The organism is Thiocapsa sp. (assembly GCF_018399035.1).
Lineage (GTDB): Bacteria > Pseudomonadota > Gammaproteobacteria > Chromatiales > Chromatiaceae > Thiocapsa.
In genome coordinates this window covers 5563645-5580219 of the sequence record NZ_CP073760.1, presented here as the reverse complement: position 1 = coordinate 5580219, position 16575 = coordinate 5563645, and the positions used below count along the sequence as shown (strand labels likewise).

Here is a 16575-nt window from a genome sequence, read left to right as displayed (position 1 = left end):
AGAGACTTGAACCGCGTCTACGCCAGCGGCCATGGGCTGATAAGACATCACAACAAAATGAACACAACGCATAGCATGCCGGACGCGGTTCAATGAGCATCAAAGAATATCGCACTGCAATCGAGGCCCGCGGCGGCCTGCTGGTCGTCAAAGACACCGCCGGAATCGCCTTCGGCGACCGCGTGCAGATCAAGGACCACGCGGGCAATACCCGCAACGGCCAGGTCATCCGCAGCGCCGACAACGAGGTCCTGATCCTGGTGTTCGAAGGCACCGACGACCTGGATCTGGAGAACACCTGGGTGCGCTTCCTCGACGAGCCGGTCGAGATCGCACTCTCTCCCGAGATCCTCGGACGCGAGTTCAACGGGCTCGGCGAGCCCCGCGACGGTCGACCGCCGGTGCTCTCAAACATTCGTCGCCCGGTCAGCGGTTCGGCCATCAACCCGGCCGCACGCACCTATCCGCGCGAGTTCATCCAGACCGGCATCTCCACCATCGACGGGCTCAACAGCCTGGTGCGCGGTCAGAAGCTGCCGATCTTCTCGGGCTCGGGTCTGCCGCACAATCGGCTTGCCGCACAGATCGGGCGCCAGGCCAAGCTGGTCGATCAGGAGTCGAGCTTCTCGGTGGTCTTCGCGGCGATGGGCGTGTCCTATGCCGATGCGAAGTTCTTCCGCGACGAGTTCGCCAGCTCCGGCGTGCTGCGCAACGTGGTCATGTTCATCAACCTCGCCGACGACCCGCCGGTCGAGCGCCTCACCCTGCCCCGCACCGCGCTGACCGCGGCCGAATATCTGGCCTACGATCTGGATCGGCACGTCTTGGTCATCCTCACCGACATGACCAACTACGCCGAGGCCCTGCGCGAGGTCGCGACCGCCAAGGGCGATGTCCCGGCGCGCAAAGGCTACCCCGGCTATCTCTATTCGGATCTGGCCGAGATCTACGAGCGCTGCGGGCGCATCCACAACCGTCACGGCTCCATCACCATGATGCCCGTGGTCTCCATGCCCTCGGACGACATCACGCACCCGATCCCGGACCTCACCGGCTACATCACCGAGGGCCAGATCGTGCTCTCGCGCGAGCTGCACAACCAGGGCATCTACCCCCCGGTGCACATCTCGCCGAGCCTATCGCGCCTCATGAAGGACGGCATCGGCAAGGACGACACCCGCGAGGACCATCCCCGCGTCGCCGGCCAGATCTACGCCCTCTACGCCCGTGCCCAAGAGACCCGCAACCTCGCATCCATCATCGGCGCCGACGAGCTCTCCGAGCGCGATCGCCGCTATCTCACCTTCGCCGATGCCTTCGACGAGCGCTTCGTCGGCCAAGGCGAATCCGAAGACCGCTCCATCGAGGCCACCCTCAACCTCGCCTGGGAGCTGATGAGCATGTTCCCGCGCGACATGCTCACGCGCGTGAAAGAGACGGATCTAGCCAAGTATTATCAAGGGACCGATTAGGCGATTTCGGATGTGATTCCCGTAGGTTGGGCAAAGCGCAGCGTGCCCAACGTCGGCATCTCGGACCGGTGCGCCGCTTGGCATCACTGTTTCCGAACGCAAGGGTGACGACCCTGCATCTGTATACCCCGCCGCCCAGTGATGAATTCATCCTCGAGTCCCACCGGCGTCGGTTGTGCCGACGACGGTGGCGGCGATAATGGGCCAACGTCGGCAACGATCGACCAAGCCATCTCAGAGGACATCGCATGACGGTTGCCGGTTTATTCAGCGGCATCGGCGGGTTGGAGCTGCCCTTTCAGGCGCGGGGGGCACACACCGCACTGCTCTGCGACTTCTGGGACGCCTCGCGCAGTGTCCTGGCGGCGCGTTTTCCCGGGGTGCCGTTGATCGAGGACGTCCGTACTCTCGATGCCCTGCCCCGAGGTGTCGAAGTGGTGACCGCCGGCTTCCCCTGCACGGACCTCTCACAAGCCGGGCGAACTGCGGGCATCAAGGGCGAGGCATCCGGACTTGTCGCCCACGTCTTCCGCTTGCTTCGGCATCACGACGTCGAATGGTTGGTCCTCGAGAACGTCAGGAACATGCTCGTCCTGGATCGCGGCCGCGCCATGTCGTATCTGGTATCGGAGCTTGAGCAGCGCGGCTTTCGCTGGGCCTATCGCTTGGTCGACTCGCGGTTTACGGGCGTACCGCAAAGGCGCCACCGGGTCATCTTAGTGGCCTCCCGCCATCATGATCCGCGCACGGTCCTCTTTGCCGACGAGGCCGAAGAACCCGACGTATCGGTGTTCCGGGAAGATGCCTTCGGCTTCTATTGGACCGAGGGTTTGACCGGGCTCGGATGGGCGCGGGACGCCGTGCCCCCCATGAAGGGCGGATCGACGGTCGGGATTCCGTCTCCACCCGCGATCTGGATCCCGAACGCGCCCACGGGGGCAAAACTCGTCACACCCGGTATCGAAGACGCCGAGGCGCTGCAAGGATTCGAGCGTGGTTGGACGGCCCCGGCCATGACGAACCTGAAGAACGGCCCACGCTGGAAGCTCGTCGGCAACGCCGTCACCGTGGGTGTCGCGCGCTGGCTGGTCGACCGGCTTCACTCCCCCGGCTCCGTGGTCGTTCGGGACCACGAGGTGCGGAGCCTGAATCGCTGGCCGGACGCGGCCTACGGCGAAGGCGGGCGGATTCGCGTTTTCGAGGCAAGCGCTTGGCCGTTGCGCCAAGACTATCGGCACTTGCTCGATCTCCTTGCACCCTGCGAGTCGGCGCCGCTCTCCCATCGCGCGGCTTCCGGCTTCTTGGAGCGTGCATCGAGATCACGGCTCAAGTTCGTTCCGGCGTTTCTCGCCGACCTCGGAGAGCATGTCGTCTTCATGCGCGGCGACCGGTCATCGGAATCGAAAGGCACGCCGTCGCGTCGGCTTGAGCATCAATGCCGGTCAATCGAGTAAGGCGCGAGAACGCCAACCCCGGGATAGTCGACCTGCAGTCGACCTCTTCCACCATCGCGGCATCACCTCTGGTTTCGATTCAGCACAACCTTGGCCCAAGTATAGGCGAACTCCGGAAACCTTCATGCCAAGGGCGTAGGTTGTGCCGAGCCGTGCGAGGTGGCGAGTTTGGACTCCGGCTTCTTTCAGATCCCTCGTTGGTTCCCCCCCCGGCAGTGGCCTTGCCATCGCCCTCGTCCGCAAGGTGCAGGGGGAGTTTCTTCGGGCACCCTTGCCTTCGCCTACGTGTTCCCCTCTCCCAAGGGCCACGGTTGGACTTGCACCAACTAGCCGACTAGCCTGCCGGTCACACATCGTCGCTCGCTACGCTCGGACGATCTAACCTTATTCGTTGGGTCGGGTGGATAAGGCGCTTGCGCCGCATCCACCCTACACCCGATCAAAACCTGTCAGAATTTATGCGGTCATTCACTAGGGGAACAACATTGTCATGTGCTGACCAGTCAATCACCACCGTGAAACTCGCGCATAATTCACGCATGCGAAACTGAAAAATGAGCAATAGCAATGTCGCTTCCGCCGCAAGATAAACGCACTCCTGCGCCGCCCCTCAGCGGGGGGATGGGTATTCGCGGCTGGCTGGTGGTCGGCGTCCTCCTCCTCAACGCGATCTTGCTCGCCGTGACGGGCCAGCACATGCAGTCTTCCCGTGAGCGGACTTTGAACGATGTCCGCAACATGACGACCAATCTGTCGGTGCTGATTGAGGGTAATCTGGCTGACACGGCGCGCCGCTTTGATCTGGCGCTCGCCAGCATCGTCGATTCCCTGGAGCGCATGCAGCGCAACCGCGACTGGCGAGACGAAGAAATCGAGGCACTGCTGGAAAGCCACAATCGCCGCCATCCGGAAGCCGCTGCGTTCCGTCTGACTGATGCAAAAGGCGATGTGCTTTGGGGAAAGGGCGTGGACCGCAAGTCGCGCGTCAATTTCGCCGACCGCGATTACTTCCCGCGACACCAGGACGCTCCCGGCCGGCGCATGTTGACCACCGAACCGATCCATGAACGCATTCAGAAGACGTGGGCCATCGTCTTTTCACGTTCCTACCGCACGCCTGACGGACGCTTTGCCGGTGTCGTCGCCGCCGCCTTACCGATCAGCCATTTGACCCAACAGCTCGCCAAGCTCGACCTCGGCCCGCACGGCTCGGCGGTGATCCGCCATGAGAATCATGCGCTGGTGACTCGCCATCCGCCGGCCGAAGGTCCGGGCGGCGAAATCGGCGACAAGAAAGTTTCCCCGGAGTTCGCCGAGATGCTCGCTTCCGGCGTCGTCAGCGGCATCTTTCACACGCCTCTGGCACCGGATGGCTACGAGCGAACGTATGCCTTCCGCCGCATCCGGAACATGCCGATGATCGTCAATGTCGGCGTGGCGCCGCAGGACTACCTCGAACCTTGGTATCAAGAAGTAAAATATACCGTGCTCTTGCTTGGTGCATTCTTTATCTTGAGCGTGATAGCCGCCCGCCTGGTCTGGCGCTACTGGTTCGGTCTCCAGAATCAGTCGGCATTTCTGGGGTCATTGATCGACACCCTGCCCTTGCCGGTTTTCTTCAAGGACACCCAAGGCCGCTATCTCGGCTGCAACCGAAAGTTCGAAGAACTACTCGAAAAGCCGCGCGACGAAATCGTCGGGCAAACGGTGTTCGATATGGCCCCGGCGGAAATCGCCCGCCGCTATCACGAAATGGACGCCAGCCTGTTCGACCAACCCGGCGTCCAGACCTACGAATGGGTCGTGAATAAATGTAGCGGCGAAAAGCGCGACGTGATCTTCCACAAAGCCTCGTTCGTGACTTCCGACGGGCGCGTCGGCGGCCTGATCGGCGCCATTACCGACATCACCGAACTCAAGCACACCGAAACCGAGCTCAAACGCCACCGCCAGCACCTCGAAGAACTGGTGCTGGAACGAACGGTGGAACTGACCGAAGCCAAGACCGCCGCCGAAACCGCCAACCGGGCCAAGAGCGCCTTCCTGGCCAACATGAGCCACGAACTGCGCACGCCGATGAACGCCATTCTGGGCATGACCGAGCTGGCGCTGCGCCGGGCCGACGATCCGAAACAAATCGACCAGCTCACCAAGGTCAAGACCGCCTCCGCGAACCTGCTGCACGTCATCAACGACATTCTCGACATCTCCAAGATCGAAGCCGAGCGGCTGCAACTCGAACACGTCGATTTCAGGATCGGCGAGATTCTGGAAAACCTCGTCAGCCTGATCGGCCACAAAGCCTCGGAAAAGGGCCTGAAACTCCGGGTCCAACTACAGCCCGGACTGCCCGCGCGCCGCTTCAACGGCGACCCCACGCGCCTGGGCCAGGTCCTGCTCAACCTGGCCGGCAACGCCCTCAAATTCACCGAGCAGGGCGCGATCACCGTGCGCGCCCGGCTGGTCGAGGACCACCCGAACGACGTGCTGCTGCGCTGGGAAGTGGCCGACACCGGCATCGGCATCGATACCGAAGCCCAAGGACGCCTGTTCGCCGCCTTCGAACAGGCCGACAACAGCATGACCCGCAAATACGGCGGCACCGGGCTGGGGCTGGTGATCAGCCAGCGCCTGGCGCGGCTGATGGGCGGCGAGCTCGGGGTCGAGAGCACCCCGGGAGTGGGCAGCACCTTCTGGTTCACCGTGCGGCTGGGCCAGGCGACGGCCGACAACCAGGATGCCGCCCCGCCCGCGCCGCCTACTGCCGCCGGCACGGCGGAACAGCGCCTGCAAGCCGACCACCGCGGCACGCGCGTCCTGCTCGCCGAAGACGAACCGGTCAACCAGGAAGTCTCGCGCGGCCTGCTGGTGGATGTGGGGCTAGTGGTCGATCTGGCCGAGGATGGCCGACAGGCGCTGGAACTGGCGCGCCGCACCCGCTACGCCCTGATCCTGATGGACATGCAGATGCCGGTGCTCAACGGCGTGGATGCAACGAAAGCAATCCGCGCCGACTCGCTCAACCAGACCACCCCCATTCTCGCCATGACGGCCAACACCTTCGACGAGGATCGCCAGACCTGCCTCGCCGCCGGCATGAACGACCACATCGCCAGACCGGTGGAGACGGATGTGTTGTATGACACTTTGCTGAAATGGTTGTCGCAGTCGGGTCGAACGCCCACCACAATGGGCAGGTAGAACTATTGCCAAGGAGATCGCGATGAAAAACCTCTTGCTGACCTTTCTGGTCAGCCTGTGCTGCCTGCTGCCCTTAGGCGTGGCGGCCAGTCCGCCCTCCGAGCCGACCTACAGTGGTGTCTCGATGAACTGGCGTGGGGGGGCGCAATGGCGTAGCGCATGGCGCCCTACGAACCGCGAATCGGCGAGGGCGGTGCCGATTGGTTTGGTCGTTGGCATCCCAGCCGTCTGCTAACCGTGCCCTTCTAGACCACGGCACCCAACAGGTATGGGTGGTACGTCTGGTGGGGCCTCGCCGTGTCGCGGTACGTTACCCCAAGCAGCCAGTCAATGCCGATGCTCGGACCCGGCGAAATCCTCACCGCCCCCGGTATCCCGCGCAATCCGGGGCCAGTCGAGGCGCTCTACGATCGCGATACCAGAGATGGCGTGATGCTGCGTAATCTGCTGCAACGCGCGGGCAACGATAGCATTGAGGCGCTTCGCGAGACCGGTCTGAGCAGATATCGCACGCGACATCGCCGAGTCGATTCCCGCCCTGGCCGAAGGACTGGCGAATGTGGTGCTTTTCCAGAACGGCCCCAGGCCCGCACGCGCTCCTCGGGCATCTAAGCGGCGGGGATCACAGGCTGGGTGCCAGTTGGATTCCGTCAGACGGCGAAAGGCAACGCCGCCGGCGAACTGGTCCGCATCTCGACACTCCGGAGCTTTCGGTCGGGTACGGACTTTCCCGGAAATCGCCTAAGATGCGCCAGTCGACGGACAACATGAGGGGTGATGCGTGATCGATACGGATGACCGTCCCGAACCAACCATCCTCGGTGACATCACCCCGAGCCAAGAGACCGAGGCGTTGCGGGACAGCGAAGAGCAGCTGCGCCTGGCGCTCGACGCGGCGCAGTTGGGCACCTACACCTGGGACATCGCCGCCAACCGGATCCTCTGGTCGCCACAGCACGAACGCCTCTGGGGCTTCGCCCCGGGGGTATTCGATGGAACCTATGACGGCTTCCTGAGTCGTGTGCATCCTGACGATGCACCGGGAATCACCGAGGAACTCGCGCGTTGCATGGCGACACGGGAGCGGTTCTCCCGCGACTTTCGGGTCATCTGGCCCGACGGCAGCCTGCATTGGATGCAGGGTCTCGGTGAGTTCAGTGTCGATGCCACCGGCCAACCGTGGCGGATGCGTGGGTGCGTCATGGAGATCACCGCCCGCAAACGGGCGGAACTGGAACTGCACCGCTTCCAGAAGATCGCCGAGACCATCCGCGAGATGGTGATGTTCATCGACCGCGACCTACGCTACCAGGTCGTCAACCCGGCCTATGCCGCACTCTTCCAGGCCACGCCACAGGCGCTGCAAGGTTGCCCGGTCAGTGAGGTCGTGGGTGAGGCTCTCTATGCCCGCATCGCGCCCGAGCTGGAGGCCGCCCTCAACGGTGAGACACGGCGTTTCAGTGTTCGGATCCCAGGTCCGGATGGCCGGCGACGCGCTCTCGAGGCCACCTATTCGCCCTGCTGGGATGGGGGAAGGGTCGAGGGCGTCGTGGTCTGTCTCCATGACGCGACCGAGACCGAAGCGGCCCGGGCGGCCCTGGAGGCCGAGCGGACCCATCTGGAGGCGCGGGTCGCGGCGCGCACGGCCGCCTTGGGGGCGTCCGAGGGCATGCTGCGCACCATCTACGACCTGCTGACGGTGGGGATCTCCATCACGGATCGGTCAGGCCGGATCGTCGATTGCAACCAGGCATCGGAAAGGCTCCTCGGCATCACCCGCGATGAGCATCGACAACGCCATTACACCGGCCCGGAATGGTCGATCGTCCGCCCGGACGGCACGCCAATGCCCGCGGATGCCTATGCCAGTGTGCGTGCCATGGTCGAGCAGCGTCCGGTCCGCGATGTGGAGATGGGCATCGTCAAGCCCGAAGGCATCACATGGCTCTCGGTCAGCGCCATGCCAACCGACCATCCCGACTACGGGGTGGTCATCGCCTACGTCGACATCAGCGCGCGCCGCCGGGGCGAAAAGGCATTAAAAGCGAGCGAGCGGCGCTGGCAGTTCGCGCTGGAGGGCGCGGGCGATGGGGTGTGGGACTGGCAGATCCCGAGCGGCCGGGTCTTCTATTCCCACGGCTGGAAGACGATGCTGGGGTACGGCGACAAGGAGATCGATAACCGTCTCGACGCCTGGGAGCAGCGCGTTCATCCGGAGGATCTGCCGCGCGCGCTGGCGGACGTGCAGGCCCATCTCGACGGCAAGACGCCCGTTTATGTGAATGAGCACCGGCTGCGCTGTAAGGATGGCAGCTGGAAATGGGTCCTCGACCGCGGGAAGGTGATGGAGCGGGGTGCCGATGGCCAGCCCCTGCGTGCGATTGGCACGCATACGGATATCAGCGAACGCAAGCAGACCGAGACGCGGTTGCAGGCCAGCGAAGCGCGCGCCCGCGCCATCATCGACGCCTCGCCGATCCCCTTTGCCCTCAACGATCCGCAGCAGACCATTATCTATGTGAACCCGGCCTTTATCGATCTGTTCGGCTATACCCTGGCGGAGATTCCCACCGTGGCGGACTGGTGGCCGCTGGCCTATCCCGATCCTGACTATCGTCAGTGGGTCATGGACACCTGGCAGGAACGGCTGGAGCAGGCCCGGCAAGACAGCGGACGCTTTGCAGCCCTGCCAGAGGTGACGATCCGCTGCAAGAACGGCCAGGATCGCACCCTTCTGATCGGGGCATCGGCACTGGGTTTATCCTTCGATGACCTGTTATTGATCACTTTCTACGACATCACCGACCTCAAACAGGCCCGTGAGACGGCCGAACAGGCGACCCGGGTCAAATCCGAGTTCCTGGCCAACATGAGTCACGAGATCCGTACTCCGCTCAATGCCATGCTGGGGCTGACGCAACTGCTGGAGGGCGAAGCACTGACCACGCGGCAACGCCACCTGGTGCAACGGCAGCGCGTGGCTGGTCAATCACTGCTCGCGCTCGTCAATGAGATCCTTGATGTCTCCAAGCTTGCCTCCGGTCAGCTGCGCCTAGAGGCGCGGCCCTTCGCGCCGGCATCCGTACTGGCTCAAGTGGCGAGTCTCCTGGGTCAGCAGGCCCATGCCAAGGGACTCGACTTCCGGCTCGACATGCCGCAGGATCTCGCTGCATGGCTGGTTGGCGACCCACTGCGGTTGGAACAGATCCTGATCAACCTGGTCGGTAACGCGGTGAAATTCACCGAGCACGGCGAGGTGCGCATCCAGGTCAGCCAAGCGGACATCGACACCCAGACAGTGCGTCTGCGTCTGGAAATCCACGACACCGGGATCGGGATCGCCCCCGAAAACCTGGCCACCCTGGGTACCGCCTTTAACCAGGCGGATGGAAGCATCACCCGCCGGTTTGGCGGTACCGGGCTGGGGCTGGCCATCTGCAAGCAGTTGGTAGAGCGGATGGGGGGTGCCTTCGGGGTCGACAGCACCCTCGGGGTTGGCAGTACCTTCTGGTGCGAACTGCCCTTCGCGCGGGCCAGCGCGGGGGAGAGGCCGCCGGTCGAGGCGGTGCCAGAGGCGTGGCTGGGCGGACCACGTCTGAGCGGCATGCGCTGTCTGGTGGTGGATGACAGTCCCCTGAATCGGGAGGTGGTCGAACAGGCACTGCAGCGCGAGGGCGCCCGCGCGACGCTGGTCGCCGATGGCCAGCAGGCCTTGGACTGGCTGCGTGCCCAACCCCAGGCTGTCGATGCGGTGCTGATGGACATCCAGATGCCGGTGCTGGACGGACTCGCCGCGACCCGCGCGATCCGCCAGGAACTTGGCCTGACCGAGTTGCCCGTGATCGCCTTCACCGCTGGCGTGCTGGCCGAGCAGCGTCAGCAGGCGCATGAGGCCGGGTTCAGCGACTTTCTGGCGAAGCCCGTGGACCTCGAGGAACTGGTCGAGATTCTGGCCCGCTGGACCAACCCTCAACCAGCGGTTGCGCCCGTGGCCGAGCATCCGGTCCGCATGCCGTCGCCAACTCCGTCGGCGTTTCCCGACATCCCCGGCATCGATCGTCACCGGGCGGCGCGTCTGCTCGACCAGGACTGGACGTTCTTCCTGCGTCTGGCGCATCGGTTTGTCGCCGATTTCGCCGACGCAACCGAGCAGACACGACAGGATCTGGCGCGCGGCGAGGTCATTGCCGCCACCCGGCGGCTGCATACCCTGCGCGGCCTCGCCGGGAATATCGGCGCACTCGAACTGGCGCAGACTGCACTGACGCTGGAGACCGCGCTCGCGGACCCGCGTGCGGATCCGGCGCCCGCGCTGGCGACCTTCGAGGCGCGGTTGACCGCGCTGCTCACCGCCCTCGCGCCACGGATGGAAGGCGTCGAACCGGTACCGGATGGCGACCCCGATGCGCCGCTCGACGCCGCCGGGCTCACTGCGCTCCGCGAGGCTTTGTCCGAGCACGATCTGGCGGCATTGGATCTGTTCGAGGCACTGCAACCGGCCCTGGCGCGGCGTGACGGTCAAGTCGCAACCCGGGCGCTGGCTCGGATGATCCAGTCACTGCGCTTTACCGAGGCCCGGGCGCGTCTGGCGCCCGCGCGCCCGACCGCTCAGTCTGAACCGCGTCCCTCGTAACGGGCGTTCTGTCGACTGATCGACACAATGGTCATCTGTGTGCGGCTGACGCCGTGTAAATTTGCGAGCGGCGATCAGTCGGCTCGTCTATCCGCAAGGAGATCGGAGTGATGCCCGCGTACCCCGCCATCCGGATCCTGATCGTCGACGACGATCCCGCCAGCGTCCAGATCATGGCCCGGGCGCTGAAGTCCGTGTGCCGGTGCGAGTTTGCCTTGTCCGGGCCGCAGGCGCTGGAGCGCTTGGCCGCGGATCGGTTGCCGGCGCTGATCCTGCTCGATGTCATGATGCCGGAGATGGACGGTTACGCCCTGTGCCGGACGCTTCAGGCCGACCCGCGCCTGAAGGACATTCCAGTGATCTACGTGACCGCCAGCCAGGATCCGGACAGTGAGACTCATGCCCTGGAGGCCGGCGCGGCGGATTTCATTCCCAAACCGATCAATCCACCCGTGCTGCGTCTACGGGTTGGACTGCAGCTGCAGTTGCGCGAGCGCGAGCAGGCACTGCGCGACAGCGAAGCGCGCTTTGAACGCCTCGCCCATTATGACACGCTGACCGGGCTACCCAACCGCCGACTGCTGGCCGATCGTCTGCACCAGGCCATGGCGCAGACCAAGCGACGGGGAAGACACCTGGCGGTGGCCTATCTCGACCTGGATGGCTTCAAGGACGTCAATGACCGTCACGGACATGCCATCGGCGATCAGTTGTTGGTGGCCGTGGCCAACCACATGAACCAGGCCTTGCGCGAAGGCGACACCATCGCGCGTCTCGGTGGTGATGAGTTCGTTGCCGTGATGATCGATCTGGAGTATCGCGACGCCATTGCGCCGCTGCTCAACCGTCTGCTCGCTGCCGCAGCCGCCCCGATGCCCGTGGGTGATCTCGTCTTTCAGGTCTCGGCCAGTCTCGGAGTCGCCCTCTATCCGCAGCCTGACGAGGTGGACGCGGATCAACTGCTGCGTCAAGCCGACCAGGCCATGTATCAGGCCAAGCTGGCCGGCAAGAATTGCTATCGCGTCTTCAATGCCGATCAGGATCAACGCACCCGGCGTGTGCATGAGAATCCGGAGCGCATCCGCCGCGCCCTGGTCGCGCGCGAATTCGTGCTCTATTACCAGCCCAAGGTCAGCCTGCGCAGCGGGGATGTCATCGGCGCCGAGGCATTGATCCGCTGGCAACATCCGGAACGCGGACTGCTGCTCCCGCAGGAGTTCCTGCCGGTGATCGAGGATGACCCGCTGGCGGCCGAGCTCGACGAATGGGTGATCGAAACCGCGCTGACCCAGATGGACGTCTGGCAGGCGAACGGAGTCGATCTCCCGGTCAGCGTCAATGTGGGCGCTCGCCAATTGCGGCAGTCGGATTTCGTCGCGCGTCTGCGCGCCCTTCTGGCCATGCATCCCGGGGTCAAGCCGGCGAGCCTCGCGCTGGAAATCCGGGAGATCAGTGCGATGCGAGACCTGGCGCATGTCTCCCGGGTCGTTGCGGACTGCCGCGAGCTCGGGGTGAGCTGCGCACTGGACAACTTTGGTGTCGGCTATTCTTCGTTGACCTATCTGAAACAACTGGCGGTCACCGCGTTGAAGATCGACCGGAGTTTTGTCGCCGATATGCTCAATAACCCGGATGATCTGGCGATCATCGAAAGCATTTTGGGCCTGGCCACCGCCTTCCGCCTCCAGACCATCGCCGAAGGGGCGGAGACTCCGGAGCAGGGCGAGCGGCTACTGCAACTCGGCTGCGAGCTGGCTCAGGGTTACGGTATCGCCCACCCGATGTCGGCCGACGCGGTCATCGGGTGGCTGGCCGACTGGCCGCCATCACCTCATTGGATCCATCTTTTCTTGGACCGCAGATGCACCTTGTTGTCCGACCTGACCCAATAGGGCCGGCCTGCAAGTCACTGCAAATACGCGTGTTGCACCCTGAACAAGTCACCCGCGAGCAGGTGTCGGGTTTCGACTTCCAAGGACAACCCATGTCGATTCTGGCCGACCGGATCAGCCTGCTCTTGGGGAGACGGGAGTCGGCTCGAAACAACATTGCGGTCAGTGTCCACCGCGAAACCAATGACAGCTCCAGCACGAGACGATGCCGCAGCCTCATTCGCGCCCGGTGACTGCTCCCGGGCCCAACAAAAAGCTCGGCCGGAAGCGAGAGTGATTGCAACGGGGCGATTTCAGCCCTTGCGAACACCCGTTCAGCGGTGTCGCATCGTGGGATAGATGGCCGATGGCGAGGTGGGCGATTCTAGAAGTTCGTGACGAAATAGTTTTGGAAACAACACTCGAGGATGATAACGCAGCCGCCTTGCGCTCGCGATCCAGTCCTCAATCGAACATCGCCTCTTCCAGGCAACGGCTCCGGATCACCGCCTTCAAATCCGCAATGCTCGAACAGGCATTCAGGGTCACCGCATCCACGCAGACCTTCAGCCCTTGGTCCGTGATGCGAAACACGGCCGGAAGTGTGGCCGAGAGGCCCGGTTCGCGACGGTGAAGCTCGTCGCGGTGCAGGAACTCGCACTCCGCGTCGATGGATGAATCGTCGCGCAGTCGGAAGCTCCCGAGGAGCCGGTCCATGCTCATCGGTGACCTCGCTCGTAGAGCTCGGCGAGTCGCGTCGGGGCTACGCCGAGCAGGTATCGCATGATGAGGCCCGCGTTCATGAGCTGCTGGCGGACCACGCCATTGCGACGAAAGCGCACGGCGGAGGTCGTCACCTCACCCGGAAGTTTCAGAACACGCGCGCGGCGGCGGGCGCGGCGCAGCAGCTCGACATCCTCGAACAAGGGCCAATCCGGAAATCCACCGAGTTGGTCGAAGAAGCGTCGCCGGATCAGGATCCCCTGGTCTCCGAAGCTGGTGAGGAGCGAGTCGAACCGCGAAAACCAGCCGTAAAGGCCGAGCAGCCAATGGGCATCGTCGAAGCGCAAACGAAAGCAGGCCAGCTCGGCATCGTCCTCGGCGAAGGCGGATTTCGTCAGGACGGCGGCCTGCCGGGGCAGGATGCTGTCGTCATGCAGGAAGAGCAGAAGCTCGCCCGCCGCCGCGCGGGCCCCGGCATTGCATTGCGGGCCGCGCCCCGTGGTTGCATAGAGGACCTGCGTCACACCTTCGAGCGGACCCGGCGGACGCGGCAGCTCGGCGGGCCGAACTGGATCCGCACCTGAGCAGGCAACCACAACGATGATCTCGGCGCCCGGGAACACGCATCGACAGGCATGAAGACAGGGGGCGAGATGAGGACCGACGCGCCTGGTCGGGATAATGATCGAGAGGTTTGGCATAAGATGGACTGCGGCGGCGCACCTGTCGCGGACATGGCAGGGATCTGGCCCGCGCGACGCCGAAATCAACCCGCGGGCTCCTCAAGGAAACCCGAGCAGCTTATGGGTCTGGATGCTCAGACGCCAATGCGGCCTGGTTTGGCAGTAGGCAATCGCTTGGCGCGTGTGCTCTTGAAGGTGCGGGCCGTCCATCGGCTGAAGGAAAAAATGCTCGAACGCGAGGTGCTCGAGATCCTCGGGCGAAAGGCCGGGCTGGGGAAAGACGAGCTTGAGCTCCGCGCCGCGCTGCTGGAGAAGATCGGCGCCGGCCTTCGGGCTGACGCAGATCCAGTCGACGCCGTCCGGGACAGACAGCGTACCGTTGGTCTCGAGGGCAATCTCGAAACCCAGCACATGCAGTGCCTGGATCAAGGCACCGTCGAGCTGGAGCAGCGGCTCCCCTCCGGTCAGCACGACGAAGGGCCGACCGCCCGAACCGGCATGCTCCGACCAGGTCGCCCGGATCCGTTCGGCGAGGGTCTCGGGATCTTCGAACAGTCCACCGCCTAAGCCGTCGGTCCCGCGAAAATCGGTGTCGCAGAATCGACAGGTCGCCGTCGCGCGATCGTGCTCGCGTCCGGACCAGAGGTTGCAGCCTGCAAATCGGCAGAACACCGCCGCGCGTCCCGCCTGCGCGCCCTCGCCCTGCAGCGTGTAGAAGATCTCCTTGACGCTGTAGCTCATAGCGGAAGCGCCGGCCCCAACGCTCCCCAGCAGAGAACGGCGCCGCAGCCCGGGGTTTCGTGCAGGTCGATGCGATCCAATTGCGGGAGCGCGGCGGCGACCTCCTCGCGAATCCACAGCAGCAGGTTGGCCGGATCCGCCTGGCGCACGCGCGGGAGCGCGTCGAGCCGATGATGGTCGAGCCGATCGTAGACCGGCTTGAACAGTCGCTTCACGTCGCCGTAGTCGATCGTCCAGCCGAGCACCTCGTCCAGCGGGGCGGTCAGATGCAGGCGCATCAGATAGCTGTGGCCGTGCAGGCGGCGGCGTCGATCGCCCTCGGGTGCCTGTACAAGCGCCAGCGCACTCTCGAAGCGTTGCTCCTTCCAGATCCGATAATGCACGCCGTCGTAGTGACAACCGGCGGTGGACGTCTCGTAGACCGTGACGACGGACAACTGGGGAAAGACCGGTCGCAGTCGGTCCCAGATCCAACGCGCCAGCATCTCGCTGGTCGGATTCTCCAGGCCGGGGATCTCGTTCAGACAGGCGTGATCGAGCTCGGCGTACAGGGGCGCCCAGATGCCCTCGAGCCGATCGAAGTCGATGCCCATGTCGTTTCCGGCAAGATCCTGATTGGCGTGCAGGATCACCTCGAACCCGTGGCCGTGCATGCGCCCGCACTGGTGACCCTCGGGGACACTCGGCAAGCGGTGGGCGGCCTCGAAACGAAAGCGGCGCCAGACATGCGCCTGCTCGCGGCCGTCCAGATCGACACCCTGATCGCGGGTGCTCTGGATACCGACCGAAACAACCCCGGGCACGCCGAGATGCGCCCGCACCCAGCGCGCGAGATTCTCGTCGGTCGGGATCGGCAGGTGTTCGTTGAGGTCGCTGTAATCGAGCGGTGCGATCGTGTCTGAAAGCGCCCGAGCGAGCGCGTCCGTCTCCCCGCCGGGAAAGGGTGCCCAAGCGATCGGAAGCCCCGCGCGCACCTTGGCGACGAAGCCGTGCCCGTGCAAACGGCGCGACCGGTGTCCGGCAGGCAGGATGGAGACGCGCCGCGCGGCCTCGAACGGGACGGCGGCGACGTGAAACAGCTGTTCACTCATGGGACAACGAGACCGAAACGAAGGCTGAGCGGATCCGGGCAGCCTGCATCCGCGAAGCCCTTGGCGCGAAGCAGGCAGGAGTCACAGAGACCACAGGGACGGCCGTCCGTTCCGGGATCGTAGCAGCTGCTGGTCAGACCGTAATCGACACCGAGCGAAAGACCTCGGGCGATGATCTCGGCCTTGGTCATCTGCATCAGAGGTGCGTGGATCCGGAGCCTTTGGCGCCCTTCGACCCCGGCTGCGGTCGCCAGATTGGCCATCTGCTCGAATGCCTCGATGAAGGCGGGTCGGCAGTCGGGATACCCGGAGTAATCCTGCACGTTCACGCCGATGAAGATGTCCTCGGACCCGAGGGTTTCCGCCCACGCGAGCGCGAAGGACAGAAAGACGGTGTTGCGTGCCGGGACATAGGTCACCGGAATCCCCTCGCCGATCGTCCCGGCGGAACGTCCCTTAGGCACCGGGATGTCTGCCGTGAGCGCCGATCCGCCGAAACGCCGCAGATCGATCTCGACGATCGCATGCTCCACGACCCCGAGCGCCTCGGCGACGCGGGCGGCGGACTCGAGCTCGATGCCGTGGCGCTGGCCGTACCGAAACGACAATGCATGGACAGCGAATCCTTCGGATGTCGCGATGGCCGATGCGGTTGCGGAGTCCAAGCCCCCGCTCAAAAGGACGACTGCAGGTGTCATGGTTTTGG

General features: G+C 64.3%; 10 protein-coding genes. 5 read left to right on the top strand and 5 right to left on the bottom strand.

Annotation, left to right across the window (positions count from 1 at the left end; translation table 11 throughout):
* The first annotated feature begins 92 nt into the window (after nucleotides 1-92).
* From KFB96_RS25475 to KFB96_RS25455, 5 genes are all read left to right on the top strand, one after another.
* Nucleotides 93-1472, top strand: coding sequence for a V-type ATP synthase subunit B (locus tag KFB96_RS25475; protein WP_213455663.1), 1380 nt, complete (start codon nucleotides 93-95; stop codon nucleotides 1470-1472).
* A gap of 248 nt (nucleotides 1473-1720) precedes the next feature.
* Nucleotides 1721-2926: a DNA cytosine methyltransferase gene (locus KFB96_RS25470; protein WP_213455665.1), complete on the top strand. Its 1206-nt coding sequence runs from the start codon at nucleotides 1721-1723 to the stop codon at nucleotides 2924-2926.
* 567 nt (nucleotides 2927-3493) lie between these two features.
* Nucleotides 3494-6127 carry an ATP-binding protein gene (locus KFB96_RS25465; protein ID WP_213455667.1) on the top strand — a complete coding sequence of 878 codons (2634 nt, stop codon included), beginning with the start codon at nucleotides 3494-3496 and terminating at the stop codon, nucleotides 6125-6127.
* Nucleotides 6128-6908: 781 nt separating this feature from the next.
* Nucleotides 6909-10760, top strand: a complete 3852-nt coding sequence (locus KFB96_RS25460; protein WP_213455669.1) for a PAS domain-containing protein — start codon at nucleotides 6909-6911, stop codon at nucleotides 10758-10760.
* A gap of 110 nt (nucleotides 10761-10870) precedes the next feature.
* Entirely contained in the window at nucleotides 10871-12652 is a 1782-nt protein-coding gene (locus KFB96_RS25455) for an EAL domain-containing protein (protein WP_213455671.1), read from the top strand.
* Nucleotides 12653-13096: 444 nt separating this feature from the next.
* Here KFB96_RS25455 and KFB96_RS25450 read toward each other — a convergent pair whose 3' ends face one another.
* The 5 genes from KFB96_RS25450 to queC all read right to left on the bottom strand — a co-directional run bounded on the left by KFB96_RS25450 (nucleotide 13097) and on the right by queC (nucleotide 16567).
* A complete protein-coding gene (locus KFB96_RS25450) occupies nucleotides 13097-13354 on the bottom strand; it encodes a hypothetical protein (RefSeq protein WP_213455673.1) in 258 nt (85 codons plus the stop codon).
* Nucleotides 13351-14055 (bottom strand): glycosyltransferase, encoded by a 705-nt coding sequence (locus KFB96_RS25445; protein WP_213455675.1) that lies wholly within the window; start codon nucleotides 14053-14055, stop codon nucleotides 13351-13353. The genes KFB96_RS25450 and KFB96_RS25445 overlap by 4 nt, the downstream gene beginning before the upstream one ends.
* Before the next feature lie 81 nt (nucleotides 14056-14136).
* Entirely contained in the window at nucleotides 14137-14778 is a 642-nt protein-coding gene (gene queE / locus KFB96_RS25440) for a 7-carboxy-7-deazaguanine synthase (RefSeq protein ID WP_213455677.1), read from the bottom strand.
* Complete coding sequence (locus KFB96_RS25435) at nucleotides 14775-15869, bottom strand: 6-carboxytetrahydropterin synthase (protein WP_213455679.1); 1095 nt, start codon at nucleotides 15867-15869, stop codon at nucleotides 14775-14777. The genes queE and KFB96_RS25435 overlap by 4 nt, the downstream gene beginning before the upstream one ends.
* On the bottom strand, nucleotides 15866-16567 hold the full coding sequence (gene queC, locus KFB96_RS25430; protein WP_213455681.1) for a 7-cyano-7-deazaguanine synthase QueC: 702 nt from the start codon (nucleotides 16565-16567) through the stop codon (nucleotides 15866-15868). Before queC ends, KFB96_RS25435 begins: the two co-directional genes overlap by 4 nt.
* Nucleotides 16568-16575: the final 8 nt, after the last annotated feature.